Origin of the sequence: Micromonospora halotolerans (genome assembly GCF_032108445.1) — a bacterium.
Lineage (GTDB): Bacteria > Actinomycetota > Actinomycetes > Mycobacteriales > Micromonosporaceae > Micromonospora > Micromonospora halotolerans.
This window is the reverse complement of sequence record NZ_CP134876.1, coordinates 3,549,146-3,567,312: the sequence shown is the minus strand read 5'-3', so window position 1 is coordinate 3,567,312 and position 18,167 is coordinate 3,549,146. Positions and strand designations below refer to the sequence as shown.

17 protein-coding genes and 1 pseudogene are annotated in these 18,167 nt (G+C 73.9%); 8 read left to right on the top strand and 10 right to left on the bottom strand.

Annotated features, from left to right (window positions below; genetic code table 11):
- Window positions 1–228: 228 nt before the first annotated feature.
- Window positions 229–1,728, bottom strand: a complete 1,500-nt coding sequence (locus RMN56_RS17010; RefSeq protein ID WP_313718419.1) for an MFS transporter — start codon at window positions 1,726–1,728, stop codon at window positions 229–231.
- Window positions 1,729–1,809: 81 nt separating this feature from the next.
- Here RMN56_RS17010 and RMN56_RS17005 point away from each other — a divergent pair, with 81 nt between their 5' ends.
- The 3 genes from RMN56_RS17005 to RMN56_RS16995 all read left to right on the top strand — a co-directional run bounded on the left by RMN56_RS17005 (window position 1,810) and on the right by RMN56_RS16995 (window position 5,044).
- Window positions 1,810–2,205, top strand: a complete 396-nt coding sequence (locus RMN56_RS17005; RefSeq protein ID WP_313718418.1) for a winged helix-turn-helix transcriptional regulator — start codon at window positions 1,810–1,812, stop codon at window positions 2,203–2,205.
- Between the two features lie 80 nt (window positions 2,206–2,285).
- Window positions 2,286–2,831: a TetR/AcrR family transcriptional regulator gene (locus RMN56_RS17000; RefSeq protein ID WP_262284773.1), complete on the top strand. Its 546-nt coding sequence runs from the start codon at window positions 2,286–2,288 to the stop codon at window positions 2,829–2,831.
- Between the two features lie 32 nt (window positions 2,832–2,863).
- Window positions 2,864–5,044, top strand: a complete 2,181-nt coding sequence (locus RMN56_RS16995) for an MMPL family transporter (RefSeq protein WP_313718417.1) — start codon at window positions 2,864–2,866, stop codon at window positions 5,042–5,044.
- 21 nt (window positions 5,045–5,065) lie between these two features.
- Here the strand turns inward: RMN56_RS16995 and RMN56_RS16990 are convergent, their stop codons facing one another.
- Window positions 5,066–6,322 (bottom strand): erythromycin esterase family protein, encoded by a 1,257-nt coding sequence (locus RMN56_RS16990; protein ID WP_313718416.1) that lies wholly within the window; start codon window positions 6,320–6,322, stop codon window positions 5,066–5,068.
- 81 nt (window positions 6,323–6,403) lie between these two features.
- On the opposite strand from RMN56_RS16990, the gene RMN56_RS16985 reads away from it, so the two are divergent.
- Window positions 6,404–6,595 carry a DUF2795 domain-containing protein gene (locus RMN56_RS16985; protein ID WP_313718415.1) on the top strand — a complete coding sequence of 64 codons (192 nt, stop codon included), beginning with the start codon at window positions 6,404–6,406 and terminating at the stop codon, window positions 6,593–6,595.
- A gap of 6 nt (window positions 6,596–6,601) precedes the next feature.
- Here RMN56_RS16985 and erm read toward each other — a convergent pair whose 3' ends face one another.
- A complete protein-coding gene (gene erm / locus RMN56_RS16980; RefSeq protein WP_313718414.1) occupies window positions 6,602–7,420 on the bottom strand; it encodes an ErmE/ErmH/ErmO/ErmR family 23S rRNA (adenine(2058)-N(6))-methyltransferase in 819 nt (272 codons plus the stop codon).
- A 368-nt stretch (window positions 7,421–7,788) separates the two neighbouring features.
- Window positions 7,789–8,688, bottom strand: a complete 900-nt coding sequence (locus RMN56_RS16975) for a Gfo/Idh/MocA family protein (RefSeq protein ID WP_313724766.1) — start codon at window positions 8,686–8,688, stop codon at window positions 7,789–7,791.
- Window positions 8,689–8,856: 168 nt separating this feature from the next.
- On the opposite strand from RMN56_RS16975, the gene RMN56_RS16970 reads away from it, so the two are divergent.
- Window positions 8,857–9,252: a hypothetical protein gene (locus RMN56_RS16970; RefSeq protein ID WP_313718413.1), complete on the top strand. Its 396-nt coding sequence runs from the start codon at window positions 8,857–8,859 to the stop codon at window positions 9,250–9,252.
- Window positions 9,245–9,708 (top strand): annotated as a pseudogene (locus RMN56_RS16965) (hypothetical protein). Before RMN56_RS16970 ends, RMN56_RS16965 begins: the two are co-directional and overlap by 8 nt.
- Here RMN56_RS16965 and fabG read toward each other — a convergent pair.
- Window positions 9,681–10,439, bottom strand: coding sequence for a 3-oxoacyl-ACP reductase FabG (gene fabG, locus RMN56_RS16960; protein WP_313718411.1), 759 nt, complete (start codon window positions 10,437–10,439; stop codon window positions 9,681–9,683). The pseudogene RMN56_RS16965 and the gene fabG sit on opposite strands and share 28 nt — an antisense overlap.
- A 55-nt stretch (window positions 10,440–10,494) precedes the next feature.
- A complete protein-coding gene (locus RMN56_RS16955) occupies window positions 10,495–12,147 on the bottom strand; it encodes an alpha-amylase family protein (protein WP_313718410.1) in 1,653 nt (550 codons plus the stop codon).
- Between the two features lie 72 nt (window positions 12,148–12,219).
- Here RMN56_RS16955 and RMN56_RS16950 point away from each other — a divergent pair, with 72 nt between their 5' ends.
- Window positions 12,220–12,819 (top strand): DUF1349 domain-containing protein, encoded by a 600-nt coding sequence (locus RMN56_RS16950; RefSeq protein ID WP_313718409.1) that lies wholly within the window; start codon window positions 12,220–12,222, stop codon window positions 12,817–12,819.
- Between the two features lie 92 nt (window positions 12,820–12,911).
- The gene (locus tag RMN56_RS16945) at window positions 12,912–13,574 is read left to right on the top strand and encodes a DedA family protein (RefSeq protein WP_313718408.1); all 663 of its coding nucleotides are present in this window, start codon (window positions 12,912–12,914) and stop codon (window positions 13,572–13,574) included.
- Window positions 13,575–13,587: 13 nt separating this feature from the next.
- On the opposite strand, the gene RMN56_RS16940 is transcribed toward RMN56_RS16945, so the two are convergent.
- The 4 genes from RMN56_RS16940 to RMN56_RS16925 all read right to left on the bottom strand — a co-directional run bounded on the left by RMN56_RS16940 (window position 13,588) and on the right by RMN56_RS16925 (window position 17,925).
- The gene (locus RMN56_RS16940) at window positions 13,588–15,153 is read right to left on the bottom strand and encodes a cellulose binding domain-containing protein (RefSeq protein WP_313718407.1); all 1,566 of its coding nucleotides are present in this window, start codon (window positions 15,151–15,153) and stop codon (window positions 13,588–13,590) included.
- A gap of 137 nt (window positions 15,154–15,290) precedes the next feature.
- Complete coding sequence (locus RMN56_RS16935; protein ID WP_313718406.1) at window positions 15,291–16,715, bottom strand: carbohydrate-binding protein; 1,425 nt, start codon at window positions 16,713–16,715, stop codon at window positions 15,291–15,293.
- A gap of 78 nt (window positions 16,716–16,793) precedes the next feature.
- Window positions 16,794–17,537: a YidC/Oxa1 family membrane protein insertase gene (locus RMN56_RS16930; protein WP_313718405.1), complete on the bottom strand. Its 744-nt coding sequence runs from the start codon at window positions 17,535–17,537 to the stop codon at window positions 16,794–16,796.
- A 118-nt stretch (window positions 17,538–17,655) separates the two neighbouring features.
- Window positions 17,656–17,925, bottom strand: a complete 270-nt coding sequence (locus RMN56_RS16925) for a DUF6412 domain-containing protein (protein ID WP_313724765.1) — start codon at window positions 17,923–17,925, stop codon at window positions 17,656–17,658.
- Window positions 17,926–18,167: the final 242 nt, after the last annotated feature.

Below are 18,167 nucleotides of genomic sequence, written 5' to 3'. Positions count from 1 at the left end.
CAATCCCCGACCCGACAAGACCCCGACCTCCGCGCCCCGACCCGACCCAGCCGATCCATTTACGACATCAAGTTTGTAGCGACCGAAGGGCACCATGCCACCGGCCCCGACGCCGTGCGAACAGGCTCCGTGCTCGCACAGATCTTGGCGAGTTTCCGTCGGCTGGGAACGGAAACTCGCCAAGATCGCGTCACGACTCCGCGGCCGGGTGTGACGACGCCCGACGGGTCAGCGGGCGGAGCGCGCCTCCGGGACCGCGGAAGTGGAAGGCGCGGCGGGCCGGCGGGCGGCGCGGAAGATGCCGGCGGGGCCGGCGGTGCCGGCGGGGCCGGCGGCGCGGGCCGGGCGGGCGGTCAGGAGCGCGACCAGGAGGGCGGCGGCCACCAGGGCGGCGGCGACCGCGAAGGCGGACCGGTAGCCCAGGGCGAGGGCCGCGACCTGGTCGGTGCCGGCGGCGCGCAGCGCGTCGGTGCGGCTCGCCGCCAGGGTGGCCAGCACGGCCAGCCCGAGCGCCCCGCCGACCTGCTGGGTGGTGTTGGCCAGCCCGGAGGCGAGCCCGGCGTCGGCGGGCTCCGCACCGGCCATGGCCAGGGTGGTGACCGCCGGCAGGGTGAGCCCGCCCGCCACGCCGAAGACCAGCATCGCGGGCAGCACGTCGGCGGCGTAGCGGGCGTCCACCGGGAGGCGGACCAGCAGCAGGAACCCGACCACGGCGAGCGCCAGCCCGCCGACCAGCACGGTCCGGGCGCCGAACCGGGCCACCAGCCGACCGGCGAGCCCCAGCGAGACGGCCGCGATCACCAGCGGGGTGGGCAGGAAGGCGAAGCCGGTGGCGGCCGGGTCCAGCCCGAGGACGAGTTGCAGGTGCAGGGCGAGCAGGAACTGGAAGCCGAAGTAGGCGGCCACCATGAGGAACTGGGTGGCGTTCGCGGCGACCAGGCCGGGCGCGCGCAGCACCCGGGGCGGCAACAGCGGCGTGCCGGCACGCCGCTGTCGGACCGCGAAGCCGGCGAGCAGCGCGGCGGCGAGCGCGCCCGCGCCGAGGGTGCGCGGTGAGGTCCAGCCGTGCTCCCCGGCGCCCACGATGGCCAGCACCGCGGCCATCAGCCCGGCCGTGGCCAGCACCGCGCCGAGCAGGTCCAACCCGGCCCGCAGCCCGGCGCCGCGGTCCGGCGCGATGAGCCGTACGGCGCCGGCCACGATCGCCGCGCCGATCGGCAGGTTGATCAGGAAGATCGACCGCCAGCCGGTCAGGTCGGTGAGGACTCCGCCGACCAGCAGCCCGAGTGAGGCCCCGGCCGCGCCGGTGAAGCTGAACACGGCGATGGCGCGGGCCCGCTCGGCCGGCTCGGGGAAGATCCGGACGATCATGCCGAGGCTGACCGCGGTGGCGAGCGCGCCTCCGACGCCCTGCGCGAACCGGGCGGCGACCAGGGTGCCCGGACCGGTGGCGGCCGCGCAGAGCAGCGAGGCGAGGGTGAACAGGGCGACCCCGGCCAGGAACACCTGCCGCCGGCCGAGCAGGTCGCCCAGCCGCCCGGCCAGGAGCAGCAGCCCGCCGAAGGCGACCAGGTACGCGTTCACCACCCAGGCCAGCCCGGCGGCCGGGAAGCCGAGGTCGGCCTGGACGGCCGGCAGCGCGACGGCGACGATGCTGCCGTCCAGGATGATCATCAGGCTGCCGGCGCTGAGCACGAGCAGCGCGGGCCAGCGGTTGGTCCCCGTCATGATGGAGCGCCTCCTTGGTGCACGGTTTGTTACTGAGGCCATCGTCTGTGACCATGAGGCCGAGCGGAAGGAGGCACTTTGATGTCCCAGGGGAACAGGTGTGTGTCCGTCCAGGCCGACCAGGCGCGGGCCTGCACCGTGCGGGAGGCGCTGGACCGGGTCGGTGGGAAGTGGAGCATCGGCATCCTGATCGCCGCCTCCCAGGGCCCGATCCGCTTCACCGAACTGGAGCGCCAGGTGGAGGGGATCAGCCGGCGGATGCTCACGCTGACCCTGCGCAACCTGGAGCGGGACGGCCTGCTGCACCGGCGCGTCCACCCCACCGTGCCGCCCCGGGTCGAGTACACGGCCACCCCGATGGCGCGGGAGCTCTACGAGTCGCTGGTGGCGCTCACCCGCTGGGCGGAACGGCACCGCGAGGGGATCAGCGCGGCGCGGGCGGCGTACGACCGGGAGCACGGGGCGCCGGTCGGCTGAGTGCCGCTGTGGCGAAGGCCACCCGATCCGTCTGACCGATCGGTCAGGTGCTGACCGATCGGTCAGGCATGCTGGAGGGCATGGCACGGGCGGTACCGGAGACCCACGGCGAGATCCTCGCGGCGGCGGCGCGACGCTTCGCCGTCACCGGCTACAAGGGCACGTCGCTCCAGGACATCGCCCGTGCGGTGGGCTGCTCGAAGGCGACCGTGCTCTACCACTTCGCCAACAAGGAAGCGCTCCTCGGTGAGCTGATGGCACCCGCCATCGCGGTGCTGGAGGCGCTCGACGCCCGCCTCGCCGGCACCACCGGCGCGGCGGCGCAGCAGATCGCCGGCGAGGGCTTCGTCGACCTGGCGGTGCGCTTCCGCCGGCAGATCGCGCTGCTCCGGGGCGAGTTCCCCGACCTGCTCCAGCAGCCCGCCTTCGCGCACATCCAGCAGATCTCCGAACGGCTCGTCGCGGCCTTCGCCGGCCACTCCGACCGGCCCTCCGCGCGGATCGCCGCGCTCGTGGTGCTCGCCGGCATCGCCGAGACGTGCGCCGAGTTCATCGACATCCCCGACGACGAACTGCGGCCCGCCCTGCTGGCCGTCGTCCGGCGGGCCCTCGAACCCGTCACCTGATCCCCGTTCCGACCCCGAGGACAAGGAAACCCATGGCGACCCTGCTGTACCGGCTCGGCCGGGCATCGTTGCGCCGACGGCGACTCGTCGCCGTCGTGTGGCTCGTCGTACTCGTCGGCCTCGGCCTCGCCGCGGCCACCCTCAAGGGCCCGACGGCGAGCAACTTCACCATGCCGGGCACCGAGTCGCAGAAGGCGATCGACCTGCTCGCCGACCGGTTCCCGGCGGCCAGCGGCGCCACCGGCACCATCGCCGTCAAGGCCCCCCGGGCGGGCCAGCTCACCACGCCCGAGGGACAGGCGATCGTCAAGCAGGTCACCCAGGAGGCGGCCACGCTGCCCGGTGTGGTCGGCGCGGTCGACCCGTACCAGGCGCAGGCGCTCACCCCGGACGGCCGGTTCGCCCTCATCCAGGTGCAGTTCCAGGGCCGGGCCGACGACGTGACCGACGCCCAGCGCGACGCGTACGAGAAGGTCGGCGCGCAGGCCGAGGCGCAGGGCTGGCAGATCGCCCCCGGCGGCGAGGTGCTCAACGGCGAACCGGAGGTCGGCTCCACCGAGGCGCTCGGCGTGCTGGTCGCGGCGATCGTCCTGATCGTCACCTTCGGCTCGCTCGTCGCGGCCGGGATGACCATGCTGAACGCGCTGATCGGCGTCGGCGTCGGCATGGCCGGCCTGTACGCGCTCAGCGGCGCGGTCGAGCTGACCAGCACGGCGCCGATCCTGGCCCTGATGCTCGGCCTCGCGGTCGGCATCGACTACTCGCTCTTCATCACCTCCCGGCACCGGCAGAACCTGCTCGACGGCCTCTCCCCCGAGGAGGCGGTCGGCCGGGCGGTCGGCACGGCCGGCTCCGCCGTGGTCTTCGCCGGCGCCACCGTGGTGGTCGCGCTCGCCGGCCTTGCCGTGGTGGGCATCCCGTTCCTCACCGTGATGGGCCTCGCCGCCGCCGGCACCGTCAGCGTGGCCGTGCTGGTGGCGATCACCCTGGCCCCGGCGCTGCTCGGGTTCGCCGGCCGGAAGGTGCTTCCGCGCAAGCTGCGCGACCGCAGGGCGGTCGAGGATCCGGGCACCGGCTCGGAGGACCGCTCGGGCTTCGGCTTCCGCTGGGCGCACTGGGTGACCCGGCTGCGTATCCCGGTCATCCTGGTCGGCCTGCTCGGCCTCGGCCTGCTCGCCATCCCCGCCCAGGACATGCGGCTGGCCCTGCCGGACGCGGCCACGGCCGCCGAGGGCAGCCCGGCCCGGGTCAGCAACGACCTGATCCGGGAGGGCTTCGGCGAGGGCTTCACGGGCCGGCTCGCGGTGGTCGTCACCGCCGACTCGCCGCAGGCCACCCAGGCCGCCGTGCCGCAGGTGACCGCGCTGATCCAGAAGACCGACGGGGTGCTGGCGGTGGCGCCGCCGCAGCTCGACCAGACCGGCCGCACCGCGCTGCTCGGGGTGATCCCGAAGACCGGGCCGACCGACGCGGCCACCGAGACGCTGGTGCACGACATCCGCGCGCAGGTCGGCGACATCCAGAACGCCGACGTGCTGCTGACCGGCGTCACCGCCATCGGCATCGACGTGTCGGAGAAGCTCTCCGACGCGCTGCCGGTCTACCTGCTGCTGGTGGTGGGCCTGTCGGTGCTGCTGCTCATGCTGGTGTTCCGGTCGATCCTGGTGCCGGTGAAGGCCGCGCTGGGCTTCCTGCTCACCGTGGCGGCCACCTTCGGCATCACGGTCGCGGTCTTCCAGCAGGGCCACCTGGCCGACCTGGTCGGGCTGGACACCCCGGGCCCGCTGGTCAGCTTCCTGCCGATCCTGCTCATCGGCATCCTGTTCGGCCTGGCCATGGACTACGAGGTCTTCCTGGTCTCCCGGATGCGCGAGGACTTCGTGCACGGCGACACCGCCCGCCAGGCCACCATCAACGGGATGGGCCACGGCGCCCGGGTGGTCACCGCCGCCGCGCTGATCATGATCTCGGTGTTCGGTGGCTTCGTCTTCCTGGACGACCCGGTCATCAAGTCGATGGGCTTCGCGCTCGCGATCGGTGTCGCCATCGACGCCTTCGTGGTCCGGATGACCATCGTGCCGGCGGTGATGTCGTTGCTCGACAACGCCGCCTGGTGCCTTCCGCGCTGGCTCGGCAGGATCCTGCCCAACGTGGACGTCGAGGGCGAGGGCCTGCGCGCCCACCTCGCCGAGCGCGAGCCCGCCCAGGTGTGACGCGGGGACCTGCCCGGCCGGTCAGACGCCGGCCGGGTAGGTCTCCATCTCGCCCGGGGTGGCCAGCGCCGGCAGCGGGTGCAGCGCGGTCGCCTCGTCGCACCAGATGAACGCGTCGTAGCGCTCGCCCAACCGGGTCGGCACGTAGTTGCCCCAGGACTCGAAGCTAGGGTCGTAGACCACCCCGATGGCCCGGTGGTCGGCTTCGCCGGTAACCCACTCCGGCTGGTCCTCGCCGCCGAAGACCAGCACCGCCCGCTCCGGCATCAGCTCGTGCAGCCGCCGTTCCACCGAGCCCTCCCGGGCCGGCGGCACCGTCATGGCCTCGGCCGGCGAACCCCAGCGCGGCGCGGCGACCACCGTGCCCCGGTAGCTGCCGAAGCCGACCAGCACCACGGCCTCCCGGCCGTGCCGTTCCCGGCCGAGCTGGCCGATGTTCACCAACCCGTCGGCCGCCATGTCGGTGGCGCGGGCGTCACCGACGTGCGTGTTGTGGGCCCAGACGATCCCGCGCGCCTGCGGGCCGTAGCGGTCGAGCAGCCGGTCCAGCGTGTCGGCCATGTGGATGTCGCGGATGTTCCAGGACTCCGGGCCGCCGCCGACCATGGCCCGGTAGTAGCGCTCCGCGCCGGCCACCACCTCCGCGTTCTGCCAGGCCGCGAAGCGGTCCGCGCCGTCCACTGCGGCCTGTTCCCGGGTACGCGCCAGAAGCCGGACCACCTCCTCCTCGCACCGGGCCGAGACGAACCGGCTGGCCGCCCCGTAGTCCTCGATCCGCTTGCCGTACGGCTCGAAGCACCGGTACGCCTCCTGCGCTGCCTCCAGTGAGGCCGGTTCCTCCTCGCCCAGGTAGTCGAAGATGGCCTGCATCGACTCCCAGAGGCTGTAGACGTCGAGGCCGTGGAAGCCGGCCCGCTCCCCCTCGGGGCGTTCCAGGTTCCACGCCCGCAGCCAGCGGCAGAACCGGGCCACCTCGGCGTTGGCCCACATCCAGGTCGGCCAGCGCTCGAAGCCTTCCAGCGCGGTCTGCGGGTCGGCCGACGCGCCCGGTGCGCCCACCACCGAGCAGTTCACCCGGTCGCAGTCCGGCCAGTCCCCCTCCACCGCGACGAAGTCGAAGCCCTGTTCGGCGATGAGCCGCCGGGTCAGTTGCTCGCGCAGCCGGTAGTAGTCGTAGCTGCCGTGCGTCGCCTCGCCGATCATGACGATCCGCGCGTCCCGGACGCGTTCCAGCAGCGGGTCGAAGTCGCTCGGCGCGCCGAGCCGCTGTACCAGCATGCGAGCGGCTACCCGGGCCCCGTCCGGACAAACGGCCACGCCGGCGGGCATGGTGCCCGGCACAGCGGGTAGCCCGCCGGCATGACCGTCACCGGGGCGCAGTTGCAGGAGTTCCTGGCCGGGCTCGACTACCCGGTCTCCCGCGCGGACCTGGTCCGCTGGGGCCAGGAGAACGGCGCCAGCACCGAGATGTTGCAGATGCTCAGGGCCCTGCCGGCGGAGGAGTTCGACAGCCCCGCCGAGCTGGGCGAGGCGCTCAACACCCTGGTCTGAGCCGGGTCACCACCCGCCCCGGTCGGGGTGCCCGGCGTGCAGCAGCCGGAACAGCACGAGCCACTGCTCGGGCCAGACCAGCCCGACCGGGGTGTCCGGCGCGAGCCGGGCGGCCCGCAGCGCGCCGTCGACCCGCCGGCGCGGGTAGCCGGTGCGCAGGGAGGCGGCCAGCGAGCCGCCGACCCCGCCGAAGCCCAGCTCCACCATCCGCCGGTACGCGGGCAGCGCCGCCCGGGGCAGCAGCGGCTCCGGGCGGCGCTCCACGCGCAGCAGCCCACCGTCGGCGGCGGGCACCGGCCGGAACGCGGCCCGGGGCACCCGGCCGGCCAGCCGCCAGTGGTGCTCGGGCCAGGTGAGGACGGTGAGCCGGCTCCACCGGCCGTGGTCACCGGTGCGCTTGCGCGCGTAGTCGAGCTGGGTGAGCAGGGTGGCCGACCGCAGGCGAGGCGCGGCGAGGCACCAGCGGACCACGGCGGCGGTCAGCGACCAGGGAATGTTGCCGACGACCGCGAACGGCTCGGCGGGCGGGGCGGCGGCCAGGAAGTCGGCCGCCCGGACCTCGACGTGCGGCAGGTCGGCGCAGGCCGCGGTCAGCTCCGGCAGCACGGCCGGGTCCACCTCGTACGCGACCAGCCGGCCGCACCGGGCGGCGAGCGGCCGGGTCAGCTGGCCGCGCCCGGCGCCCACCTCCAGCAGCAGGTCGTCCGGGCCGGGGCGGGCGGCCCGGAGCACCCGCGCGACGGCGGCCGGGTCGGCGAGGAAGTTCTGGGACAGCGCGCGACGGGACCGGTCGCGTGCGGTGGTACGGAATCGGCGGGGCGCCACGGGATCGTCCTGTCTGTCGCCTAACGGCGACGGGAACGGACAGGCGGCGCGGAGGCGGGCCTGTCCGAGCGGATCGGGACTCGGACGACCCTGGAGATTCGGCGGGGACGCGGCGGCCACACCCCGGATCGGGGCGGGCGGCGGCGCACCGGGCAGCCGGCGGCGGCCGGCCCGGTCAGGGGCCGGCGGTGCGGACGGTCAGGTCAGGCGCGGTGGGCGTCCCGGCCGGCCAGGGCCGGGCGCCGGACCCGCGGGCGGGCGACCAGGAGGAGCCCCCGCGCGGCCGGCGCGACGGCCACGTCGATCAGGGCATGCGTGAACATGCCGGCCAGGCTAGCGGCGACCCGGCCGGCCCGCGACGGAATTCCTCAGAGGTCGACGGTGCGCCGCTCGCTGCGGGCGGTCTCGGCGGCGTCCAGCACCGCCACCACCTCACGCCCGAACCGGACGTCGCAGCGGTGGTCGCGGGTGCCCGCGTCGACCTCCTCCAGCAGCTGGTCGATGGCCGTGCCGAACGCCTGGAGCACGCTGCCGTCGCCGGGCGGGACGGTCTCGGTGCCGTTCTCGCCGAAGAAGACGAAGTCCCGGGTGACCGCCTCGGCCGGCGCGTCGAGGGTGAGGGAGAGGGTGCTGGTCGCGCCGCCGTCGTGGGTGAGCAGCAGGTGCACCAGGCCACTCGGGCCGTCCATGGCGGCGACCCGGGTGACCCGGCCGAGCACCGGCAGGATCAGCGACAGCGCGTGCGGGCCGATGTCCCAGAGCGCGCCCCGGTCGCGCCGCCACTGCGAGTTCCCGTACGGGTTCCCCGGCTGGTAGATCGAGGCGAACATGGTCGCCCGGGCGTGCTGCCAGCCCCCGGCCGCCGCCGTCGAGGCGAGGAAGCCGGTGACGTTCGGGTGGAACCGCTGCGTGAAGAAGACCACCGAGGCCACCCCGGACGCCTGCGCGGCGGCGACCACCCGGTCGGCGTCGGCGAGGCTCAGCGCCAGCGGCTTGTCCAGCAGCAGGTGCCGCCCCGCGGTGGCGGCCCGGACGGCGATCTCGGCCTGCACGTCCGGCGGCAGCGCCACGGCGATGGCGTCGCAGGCGGCGAGCAGCGCGTCCACGTCCTCGAAGACCGGTACGCCGTGCCGGGTGGCCAGCGTGGCGGCCTTCGCCGCGTCACGCCCCCAGACCCCGGCCAGCTCGGCCCGCGGGTGCGCGTCGATGGCCGCGGCGTGCGTCTCCGCCGCCCAGTGACCCGTGCCGAACAAGCCGAACCGCACCAGGACCCCCTGCTGTCGTCCTCCGCCACGGCGTACGCCGGTGGCCGTGATCCACGCTAGTCGCCCGGCCCGGCCGGCGCGCCGCGACCCCGCCGGAGAGCCGGGCGACGGTGGCTACTACGCCGATTAGTAGGCTGTGCCGGTGAACTCGACTGCGCCGGAACGGCGTCGATGACCACCGCCGCGGCGGCCGGCTCGCCGGTGGACGGGATCCTCGCGACGGCCTCGATCGTGCTGTCGCTCCTCATCGCGGTCTGGGCCCTGGTGGCGGCCGTACGCCACCGCGCGCCCGACCGGCTCCAGTTCGTCGGCCTGGCCGTGCTGGAGGTGGCCCTGCTGGCGCTCGCCGTGGTCGCGCTGGTCGCGATCGGCGGCGGCGAGCGGCCGGGCGAGCCGGGGGCGTTCTTCGGCTACCTGGTGACGCTGGTCTGCCTGCCGCCGCTCGCCTGGGTGCTGGCCCGGATGGAGCCGACCCGGTGGGGCTCGGCGATCGTCTGCGCCGTCTGCCTGGTCACCCCCGTGGTCGTGGTCCGGTTGCAGCAGACCTGGGAGGTCGTCGGTGGCTGAGCAGCGGGCGACGAACCGGGGGCCGGGCCGGTTGCTGATCGCGGTCTACATCCTCTTCGCCATCGCCGCGACCTCGCGGGCCGGGCTCCAGATCGCCACGAAGTTCGACGAGGCGCCGGTGGCGTACCTGCTCTCCGCGCTGGCCGCGCTCATCTACATCGTGGCGGCGGTCGGGCTGGCCCGGGCCGGGCACGCCGGCCGCCGGGTCGCGCTGGCCTGCTGCTCGGTGGAGCTGGTCGGGGTGGTCGGCGTCGGCATCCTCAGCCTGGCCGACCGGGAGCTGTTCCCGGACGAGACGGTCTGGTCGGGCTTCGGCAGCGGCTACGGCTACATCCCGCTGGTGCTGCCGGTGCTCGGCCTGCTCTGGCTCTGGCGCACCCGGCACGACCCCGCCTGAGGGGGCCGCGCCGGGGTGGAACTCGCCCGGGTCAGTCCTTGGGACCGCCGGCGACGTAGATGACCTGGCCGGAGACGAAGGACGCGCCCTCGCTGGCCAGGAACGAGATGGTGTGCGCAACATCCTCCGGCCGGCCGGTGCGGCGCACCGGGATCTCCGCGGCGGCGTGCTCCTGGAGGGCGGAGAAGTCGACCTTCATGCGGGCCGCCGTGGCGGCGGTCATGTCGGTGACGATGAAGCCCGGCGCGACCGCGTTGACGGTCACCCCGAACGGGCCCAGCTCGATGGCGAGGGTCTTGGTGAAGCCCTGCAGGCCGGCCTTGGCGGCCGAGTAGTTCGCCTGGCCCCGGTTGCCCAGCGCCGAGGTGCTGGAGAGGTTGACGATCCGGCCCCACTTCCGCTCGACCATGTGCTTCTGGGTGGCCTGGCTGAACAGGAACGCGCCGCGCAGGTGCACGCCCATGACGGTGTCCCAGTCGGCGTCGGTCATCTTGAACAGCAGGTTGTCGCGGAGCACGCCGGCGTTGTTGACCAGCACGGTCGGCGCGCCCAGCCCGGCGGCGACCCGCTCGACGGCGGCCTCCACCTGGGCCCGGTCGGACACGTCGGCGCCGACGCCGAGCGCCCGTCCGCCGGCGGCGGCGATGGCGTCCACGGTCTCCTTGGTCGCCGACTCCTCGATGTCGACCACGGCGACGGCCATGCCGTCGGCGGCCAGCCGGCGGGCGGTGGCCGCGCCGATGCCGCGCGCGGCTCCGGTCACGATGGCGACGCGGGGCTCCTCCGACATGATTACCTCCCGGTAACTTGGGCTCGATCGAAGGAGCTTAACGCCGGGCCGGCCGTCAGAGGCCGCTGCCCCGGCGGATCCGGATCCACCGGTAGCCGTAGCCGGCGAGCTTCAGCCGGTCCAGCTTGCCGACCTCCTCGTAGTTGCGGTCGGTGAGCACGTCGATCGGCAGGTCGGCCTCCGGGGCGAGGACGCTCAGGTCGACCTCGGCGTCCTCGGTGCCCAGGTTGTGCAGGAAGACCATCGTCCCGGTCGGCCCGTCGGCCCGGTGCGCGAGCACCCCGGGTGGCATCGCCACGTCGATGTGGCTGGTGCTCCCCGAGCCGATCTCCGGGGCCTCCCGGAGGGTACGGATCATCCGCTCGAACCAGCCCAGCAGCGACCTCGGGTCCTTGCGCTGGGCGGTCACGTTGACCTTCTGGTAGCCGTACTCGCCCTTGTCGAGCACCGGGCGGACCAGCTTCTCCGGGTCGGCCGTGGAGAAACCGCCGTTCTCCTTGTACGACCACTGCATCGGCGTGCGGATCGCCTCCCGGCCGGGCAGCGACAGGTCCTCGCCCATCCCGATCTCCTCGCCGTAGCGCAGCACCGGCGTGCCGCGCAGCGAGAACTGGAGCGCGTACGCCAGCTCGATGCGGCGGCGGTCGTTGCCGAGCATCGGGGCCAGCCGGCGGCGGATGCCCCGGCCGTAGAGGCGCATGTCCTCGTCCGGGCCGAACTGCGCGTACACCTGGTTGCGCTGTTCTGCGGTGAGCCGGGACAGGTCGATCTCGTCGTGGTTGCGCAGGAAGGTGGCCCACTGCCCGCCCTCGGGCAGGGCCGGGGTGTCGCGCAGCGCCTCGATCACCGGTTCCGGGTCCTGCCGGGCCAGGGCCAGCATCAGCCGCCCGTTCATCATGAAGTCGAACAGCATGTGGATCCGGTTGGCCGAGCCGCCGCTGTCGCCGAAGTAGACCGGCAGCTGGTCGGGCTCGACGTTCGCCTCGGCCAGCAGGACCGCGTCGCCCCGCCGCCACTGCACGTGCTGGCGCAGCTCGGTGAGGAACTCCAGGTCCTTGGGCGAGTCCGGGTTGCCGGGCTCGGTCAGCTCGATGATGAACGGCACCGCGTCCATCCGGAAACCGGAGACGCCGAGCTGGAGCCAGAACGACATGACCTTCTTGATCTCGGCGCGGACCTCGGGGTTGGCGACGTTCAGGTCCGGCTGGAACTTGTAGAAGCGGTGGTAGTACCAGGCCTTCGCGGTGCGGTCGTAGCTCCACGTCTCGCTCTGCTCGCCGGGGAAGACCATGCCCTGGTGCCGGTCCGGCGGCGCCTCGTCGCTCCACACGTACCAGTTGCGGTACGGCGAGTCGGGCGAGGAGCGCGCGGACTGGAACCAGGGGTGCTCGTCCGAGGTGTGGTTGACCACCAGGTCGATGATCACCCGGATGCCCCGGTTCCGCGCCTGGTGCAGCAGCTCGGCGAAGTCGCCGAGGGTGCCCAGCCGAGGGCTGACGTTGTAGAAGTCGGTGGCGTCGTAGCCGTCGTCCCGGTTCGGCGACGGGTGGATCGGGTGCAGCCAGAGGCAGGTCACCCCGAGCCGGGCCAGGTAGTCCAGCCGGCCGATGAGGCCCCGGAAGTCACCCACCCCGTCGCCGTCGGAGTCGGCGAACGTGTCCACGTCGAGGCAGTAGACGACCGCCTCCTGATACCACCTGTCACTCATGCTCCGTCTACTTCTCCGGCGCGCGGCTGCGGCAAACCCCACAGCCCGCCGCCCGGCCGGTACGGTGCCCGCATGAACGCCGACGCGCACGTCCTCGACTGGTCCGTGGGCACCTGGCTCAACCCGCCGGAGCGGGCTGAGCCCGCCGGTGACGCGCTGCTGGTGCAGCCGCGCGGAGGCAGCGACTTCTGGCGGCGGACCAGTTACGGCTTCGTGCACGACGACGGCTCCGCGCTGCTCGCCCCGTTCCCCGTGGACAGTGCCGTGGAGGTGAGCTTCCGGCTCGACTACGCCGCCCAGTTCGACCAGGCCGGGGTGCTGGTCCGGGTGGACGAGCGGCGGTGGACCAAGGCCGGCGTGGAGGTCAGCGACGGGCAGCCGCAGGTCGGCGCCGTGGTCACCGACGAGCGGTCGGACTGGTCGGTGGCGCCGGTGCCGGAATGGTCGGGGCGGGACGTGACGGTCCGGGTCAGCCGGGCCGGGGACGCGCTGACCGTCCGCGCGCGGGTGGACGCCGAGCCGTGGCGGCTGGTCCGGGTGGCCCCGCTGGACCCGGGGGCCGGGGCGGCGGCCGGGCCGTACTGCTGCTCGCCGAGCCGGGGCGGCCTGGTGGTCCGCTTCACCGGCTGGCGGCGGGGGCCGGCGGACGCCGCGCTGCACCCGGAGGGCTGAGCCCACGCCCGTGGGGCCGATCACCGGCAGGTGTGACCGGCCCGGGTCGGGGTACCTGTTCCGGATCCCCGGCACCGCGCGGAAGGACGCCCATGGCACACGCCCAAGACGTCGATCCGAACCAGTTCACCGGGCTGACCGGCTGGGTGGCGACCGTGATCGACTCGTTCGGCGCGGTGGGGGTGGCCCTGCTGGTCGCCCTGGAGAGCATCGTCCCGCCGATCCCGAGCGAGGTCGTGCTGGCCATGGCGGGTTACCTCGCCGCCGAGGGCCGGTTCAACGTGGTGCTGATCGTGCTGGCCGCGACGGCCGGCTCGCTGCTCGGCGCGCTGGTGCTCTACTGGCTCGGGGCAGCGCTCGGCGAGGAACGGCTGAAGCGCTGGCTGGACCACATTCCGCTGGTGGACCGGGAGGACCTGGAGAAGGCCGACCGCTGGTTCGAGCGCCACGGCCGGTGGGCGGTGCTGTTCGGCCGGGTGGTGCCGGTGGTGCGCAGCCTGGTCTCCGTGCCGGCCGGCGCCAACCGCATGCCGCTGGGCGAGTTCATCCTGCTCACCACGCTGGGCAGCGGGGTGTGGAACGCGCTGATCGTCGGGGCGGGTTTCGCGCTCGGCTCCCGCTGGCGGGAGGTCGACCGCTACAGCCAGTGGTTCAACTACGCGATCTTCGCGGTCTTCGGCGTGACCATCGCGGCCTGGGTGGTCAAGAAGGTACGCCGGCGGCGCGCCCGGCAGTCGATGACCGCCGGGCGCTGACCGCGGCTCGGGATCAGAATCCCGCGGTGATGCTGGTGAACTCCCAGGTGTTCTGGGCGATGCCGGAGCAGTTGGAGACCACGCCGCCGCCCGGGCAGGGCCGGTCCCGGTTGACCGCCCAGAAGGTGAACCGGGCGAGGCCGCGGGCCTTGGCCCAGTCCCGGATCTGCGTCCAGGTGGCCGGGGAGGTCAGCTCCTGCTGGTCGGAGAGGCCGTTCATGCCGGAGATGCCCATGTGGGCGTAGGCGGTGGCGTCGGACCAGCCGAAGGCCGTCTTCAGCGCGTTCTTCAGGCCTTCCGCCGCGTTGACCGTGCTCTGGTACATGTTCGCGCCGCCGCCGAAGTCGAACGGCATGATGGTGAAGACGTCGATGTTGGCGCCCTTGGCGGCGGCCTGGTTGATCAGCCGGGTGCCGTAGTACGACGGCCCGGTGGTCGAGGTGCCGAAGGTGACGATCGTCCTGATCCCGGGGTTGTTCTGCTTGACGATCTTCAAGGCGTCCAGGATCCGGTCCTGCACCACCTCGTTCTCGAACTCGTCGCTGTTCTCGATGTCGATGTCGATCGCCTTGAGGCCGTACGCGTTGATGACCTGCTGGTAGGCGCCGGCCAGCGCGCTCGCGGAGGCGCAGTTCGGGCCGAGTTTGTTGCCGCTCCAGCCGCCGAAGGACGGAATGACGTCGCCGCCGGCCGCCTTGATCGCGGCGATGGTGCTGGCGTGCGCGCCGCCGGTGAGCGGGCCGCTGCCGTCCCAGGCCGGGGTGCAGCCGCCGCCGGAGAGCACGAACGCGATGGTGAACCACTTGATCCCGGTCGCGCCCATCACGGTCGACGGCGCGGGCGGGTCGCCCCAGCCCGGGTAGAGGTAGGGCGCGGCGGCCATCGCGCCGCCACCGCCGCCGGTGCAGCCGGTGGTGGTGGCCGACACCGCCGGCGACTTCGCCGACTCACCACTGGCGTTGTACGCGGCCACGGTGTAGCTGTGCCCGGTGCAGGCGGCCAGCCCGGAGACGGTGGCCGAGGTGCCGGTGACGGTGGCCCGCACGGTGCCGCCCTCGTAGAGCCGGTAGCCGGTGACCGTGCCGGAGACGGCGTTCCAGGCCAGCGAGACCGAGGTGTTGGTGGTGCCGGTGACCCGCAGCCCGCCCGGGGTTGCCGGGGCGCCCGGGTTGCCGCCGCCCCCGCCGGTGCACGAGCCGCCGTTGACCGTGCAGTTGACCGGGTCGCCGGTGCCGCTGACGATGAAGCCGAAGCTGGTGCTGGCACCCGGGGCGAGTGCGCCGTTCCAGGACTGGTTCACGGCGGTGACGTGCTGGCCGGAGGTGGTCAGCCGGGCGTCCCAGAAGGAGCCGAGGGTGCTGCCGGCGGGCAGGTCGAACTGGACGTTCCACGAGGAGATGCCGGCCGAACTGTTGTTGGTGACGGTGAATTTGGCCTCGTACCCGCTGCTCCAGCTGGAGGTGCGGAGGAAGGCCGCGGTGGCGGCGGAGGCGGGCGGCGCGGCCAGCACGGTGCCCGCGACCAGAGCGGTGGCGAGCGCGACGGCGAATGTCGCCAGGCGGGTGGAGCGGAGTCTCACGGCGTCCTCCAGGGGGACCGTTGTGGTGGAGGGTGGGCATTTACGACCGTCGACGTGCGCTCATTATTAAGACTGTTAACTGTTTCTGTCCAGAGGCAGACCGGGGGTCCCCCGCGGGGGACCCCCGGGCCGGCCGCTCAGCGCCGGAAGGTGAACCAGTTGACGTTGACGAAGTCGGCCGGCTGGCCGCTGCTGAAGGTCAGGTAGACGGTGTGCCGACCGGTGACGGCGGCGAGGTTGCCGGGCACCGAGCGCCAGCTCTGCCAGCCGCCGGTGTTGGCGACCGCGAAGCTGCCGATCGGCGCGTTGGTCGGGCTGTCCACCCGCACCTGAACCAGCCCGCTCACCCCGCCGGGCGCGCCGGAGGCGACCCGGGCCACGAAGTCCTTCGGCGGCGTGGCCCCGAAGTCGACGTTGTCGTAGCGGGCCCAGTCGCCGTTGGCCAGCCAGCCGATGTCCTGGCCGCCCTCGGCGCACGTCTCCACCTGCACCCCGTTCTGCCCGCTGAACGCCTCGGCCTGGATCGTCGAGTACGCGTCCACCACCCCGCCGGGCGGGGGCGTGGTCGGGGTCGGCGACGGCGTGCCGCCGCCACCGCGGGTGTAGGCGGCCACGTAGTCGACGACCATGGGCCGGCCGGAGACGGTCGACGCGGTGGGGGTCGCGGAGCCGGCCACCCCGTCCGGGAAGCCGCCGCCCATCGCCACGTTGAGCAGCAGGAAGTAGCCGGCGTGGTTGGTCATCTGACCCCAGTACGGTTCGCCGACCTGGTTCTGGCTCACGGTGTGGAACAGCTGACCGTCCACGTACCAGCGCAACTGCTGGGGGCTGATCGAGGCGTCCCACTCGAAGCGGTAGGTGTGGAACGCCGACTGGCAGGTGCTGCCCGGGCAGGCGCGGGAGGCCCCGATGCCGTTGAACTCGTTGCACGGCCCGCCCGGGGCGACGCCGCAGTGCAGCACTCCCCAGACCGAGTTGATCCCGTTGACGTTCTCCATGATGTCGAACTCGCCGATGCCCGGCCAGTTCTGGTAGTTGCCCCGGTACGGGGAGCCGAGCGCCCAGAAGGCCGGCCAGTAGCCGGCGGCCTGCGCCCCGGTCACGTTGGGCATCTGGATCCGGCCCTCCAGGGCCAGGACTCCCCCGGCCGGTGGCTTGAAGTTGGCGCGGACCGTCTCGATCCGGGCCGAGGTCCACCGCCCGGAGGCGTCCTTGAGCGGGGTGATCCGGAGGTTGCCGGCACCGTCGTGGGCCAGGTTGGCGGTGCTGGCGGTGTAGGTCTGGATCTCACCGGTGCCCCAGTTCCCCGGGCCACCCGGGTAGCTGGTGCCGGTGTCGATGATCCAGTTGGCCGACGAGGGCAGGGTGCCGGCCGCGCCGGTGAAGTCGTCGCTCCACACCAGATTCCAGCCGGTGGGCGGCGGCGGCACGGCGGCGTGCGCGGTCATCGTGACGGTCGCGAGGGCGGTGGCGGTGGCGAGCACGGCGGCCGCCAGGGAGAGCCGCCGGCGGGACCGGCGCACGGCGGAGGGGGCGGCCGCGGCCGCCGGAACAGGGTTCATCGGGGTGCCTCTCTGCGGGGACGGGCAGGAGAGAGCGCTCTCTTGAGAGCGATTTCTACGCGCCCGTCCCCACACTTGTCAACGTGCGTCGATGCCTTCCGGCTGGGGCCGGCGCAGAACCGCCTGCTCCAGCGCGGTCCACGCCGTCGTGGTGACCAGGTAGAGCACCGCCGCGAGCGGCACCACCAGCGCCACCAGCACCGTGGTGAACGGCAGCAGCGGCACGAGCCGGCCCAGCACCGCGGCGCCCGGGCCCTCGGTGGGCGCGCCGGCGATGGTGCCGGTGGCCGCGGCCGCCCGGCGCGCCCGCCGGGACGACCACCAGGCCAGCACCAGCAGCACCCCCAGCAGCACGCCGAAGACCGCCACCACCGGGCCGGTCAGCCCGTCGCCGAGATGCCACCCCAGCGGTACGCCGGCCAGCTTCTCGTCCAGCAGCCGCGGGTAGCCGTCACCGGTGGCGAAGAGGCGGTACATGACCAGGAAGAACGGCGCCTGCAACAGCGCCGGCAGGCAGCCCGCGACCGGGCTCGCCCCGGCCCGCCGGTAGAGCGCGAACAACTCGCTCTGCATGCGGCCGGGATCGTCGGCGTACCGCCGCTGGAGGTCGCGGACCTCGGGGGCGAGTGCCGCGCGGCGCCGCTCCCCGCGGACCTGGGCCAGGGTGAGCGGCGAGATCAGCAGCCGGACCCCGACGGTGAACAGGACGATCGCGGCGGCCGTGGCGGCCCCGCCGGCCAGCGGGGCGAGCGAGTCGGCCAGCCAGGTGACGACGGCGCCGGCGGCGGACGCCGCGGCGTGCAGTGGTGCGAAGGCGAGCATGGGAAGACCCCTCGGTCCGATTCCGGATGCCCCGGCGGGACGGCGCGTCCCGCGGGACGGATGACGACGGAACCGGCCGCGCGGCGAGCATGCGCCGGAGGAGGACCCGGCGAGGTGGCTACGCGGCCGAGGGGCGCGGCCCGGGCGCGCGGGGACGCGGCCGCCCCGGTGCGTCCGGGTCGACCTGGCGGGGCACCCGGCGGTGCCGGGCCCGGGCCCGCAGGGCGACGGCGAGCGGGCCGGCGGGCGGCGCGGGCAGCGCCCGGACCCGCAGCGCGAGCAGCGTCGCCAGCAGCAGCGCCGCGGCCACCGCCGCGCCGGCCAGCAGGCCGGCCGGGCGGTCCGCGAGCAGGGTGAGGGCGTACGCCCACGTCCCGCTCACCAGCATCCCGATCACACGCTGACTCTAGAACCCGCTGTCACGTCCCGGGACACGATCGCGACGCCGCCGCCCTCTCGGCCCCGTCGTCACCGTCCGCGACGGGGCGCCGGGGGCGGGCCCGACCGCGGGCACGCGGCCCGCCGGCCCGCCCGCGCGGGCGAAATCCCTGTCCCCGCCGGGGCTCGGCGACCACCCGAACGGGGGACGTGAACCGGCGCGTAGCCGACGACACGCCGTCCGGGGCGTTT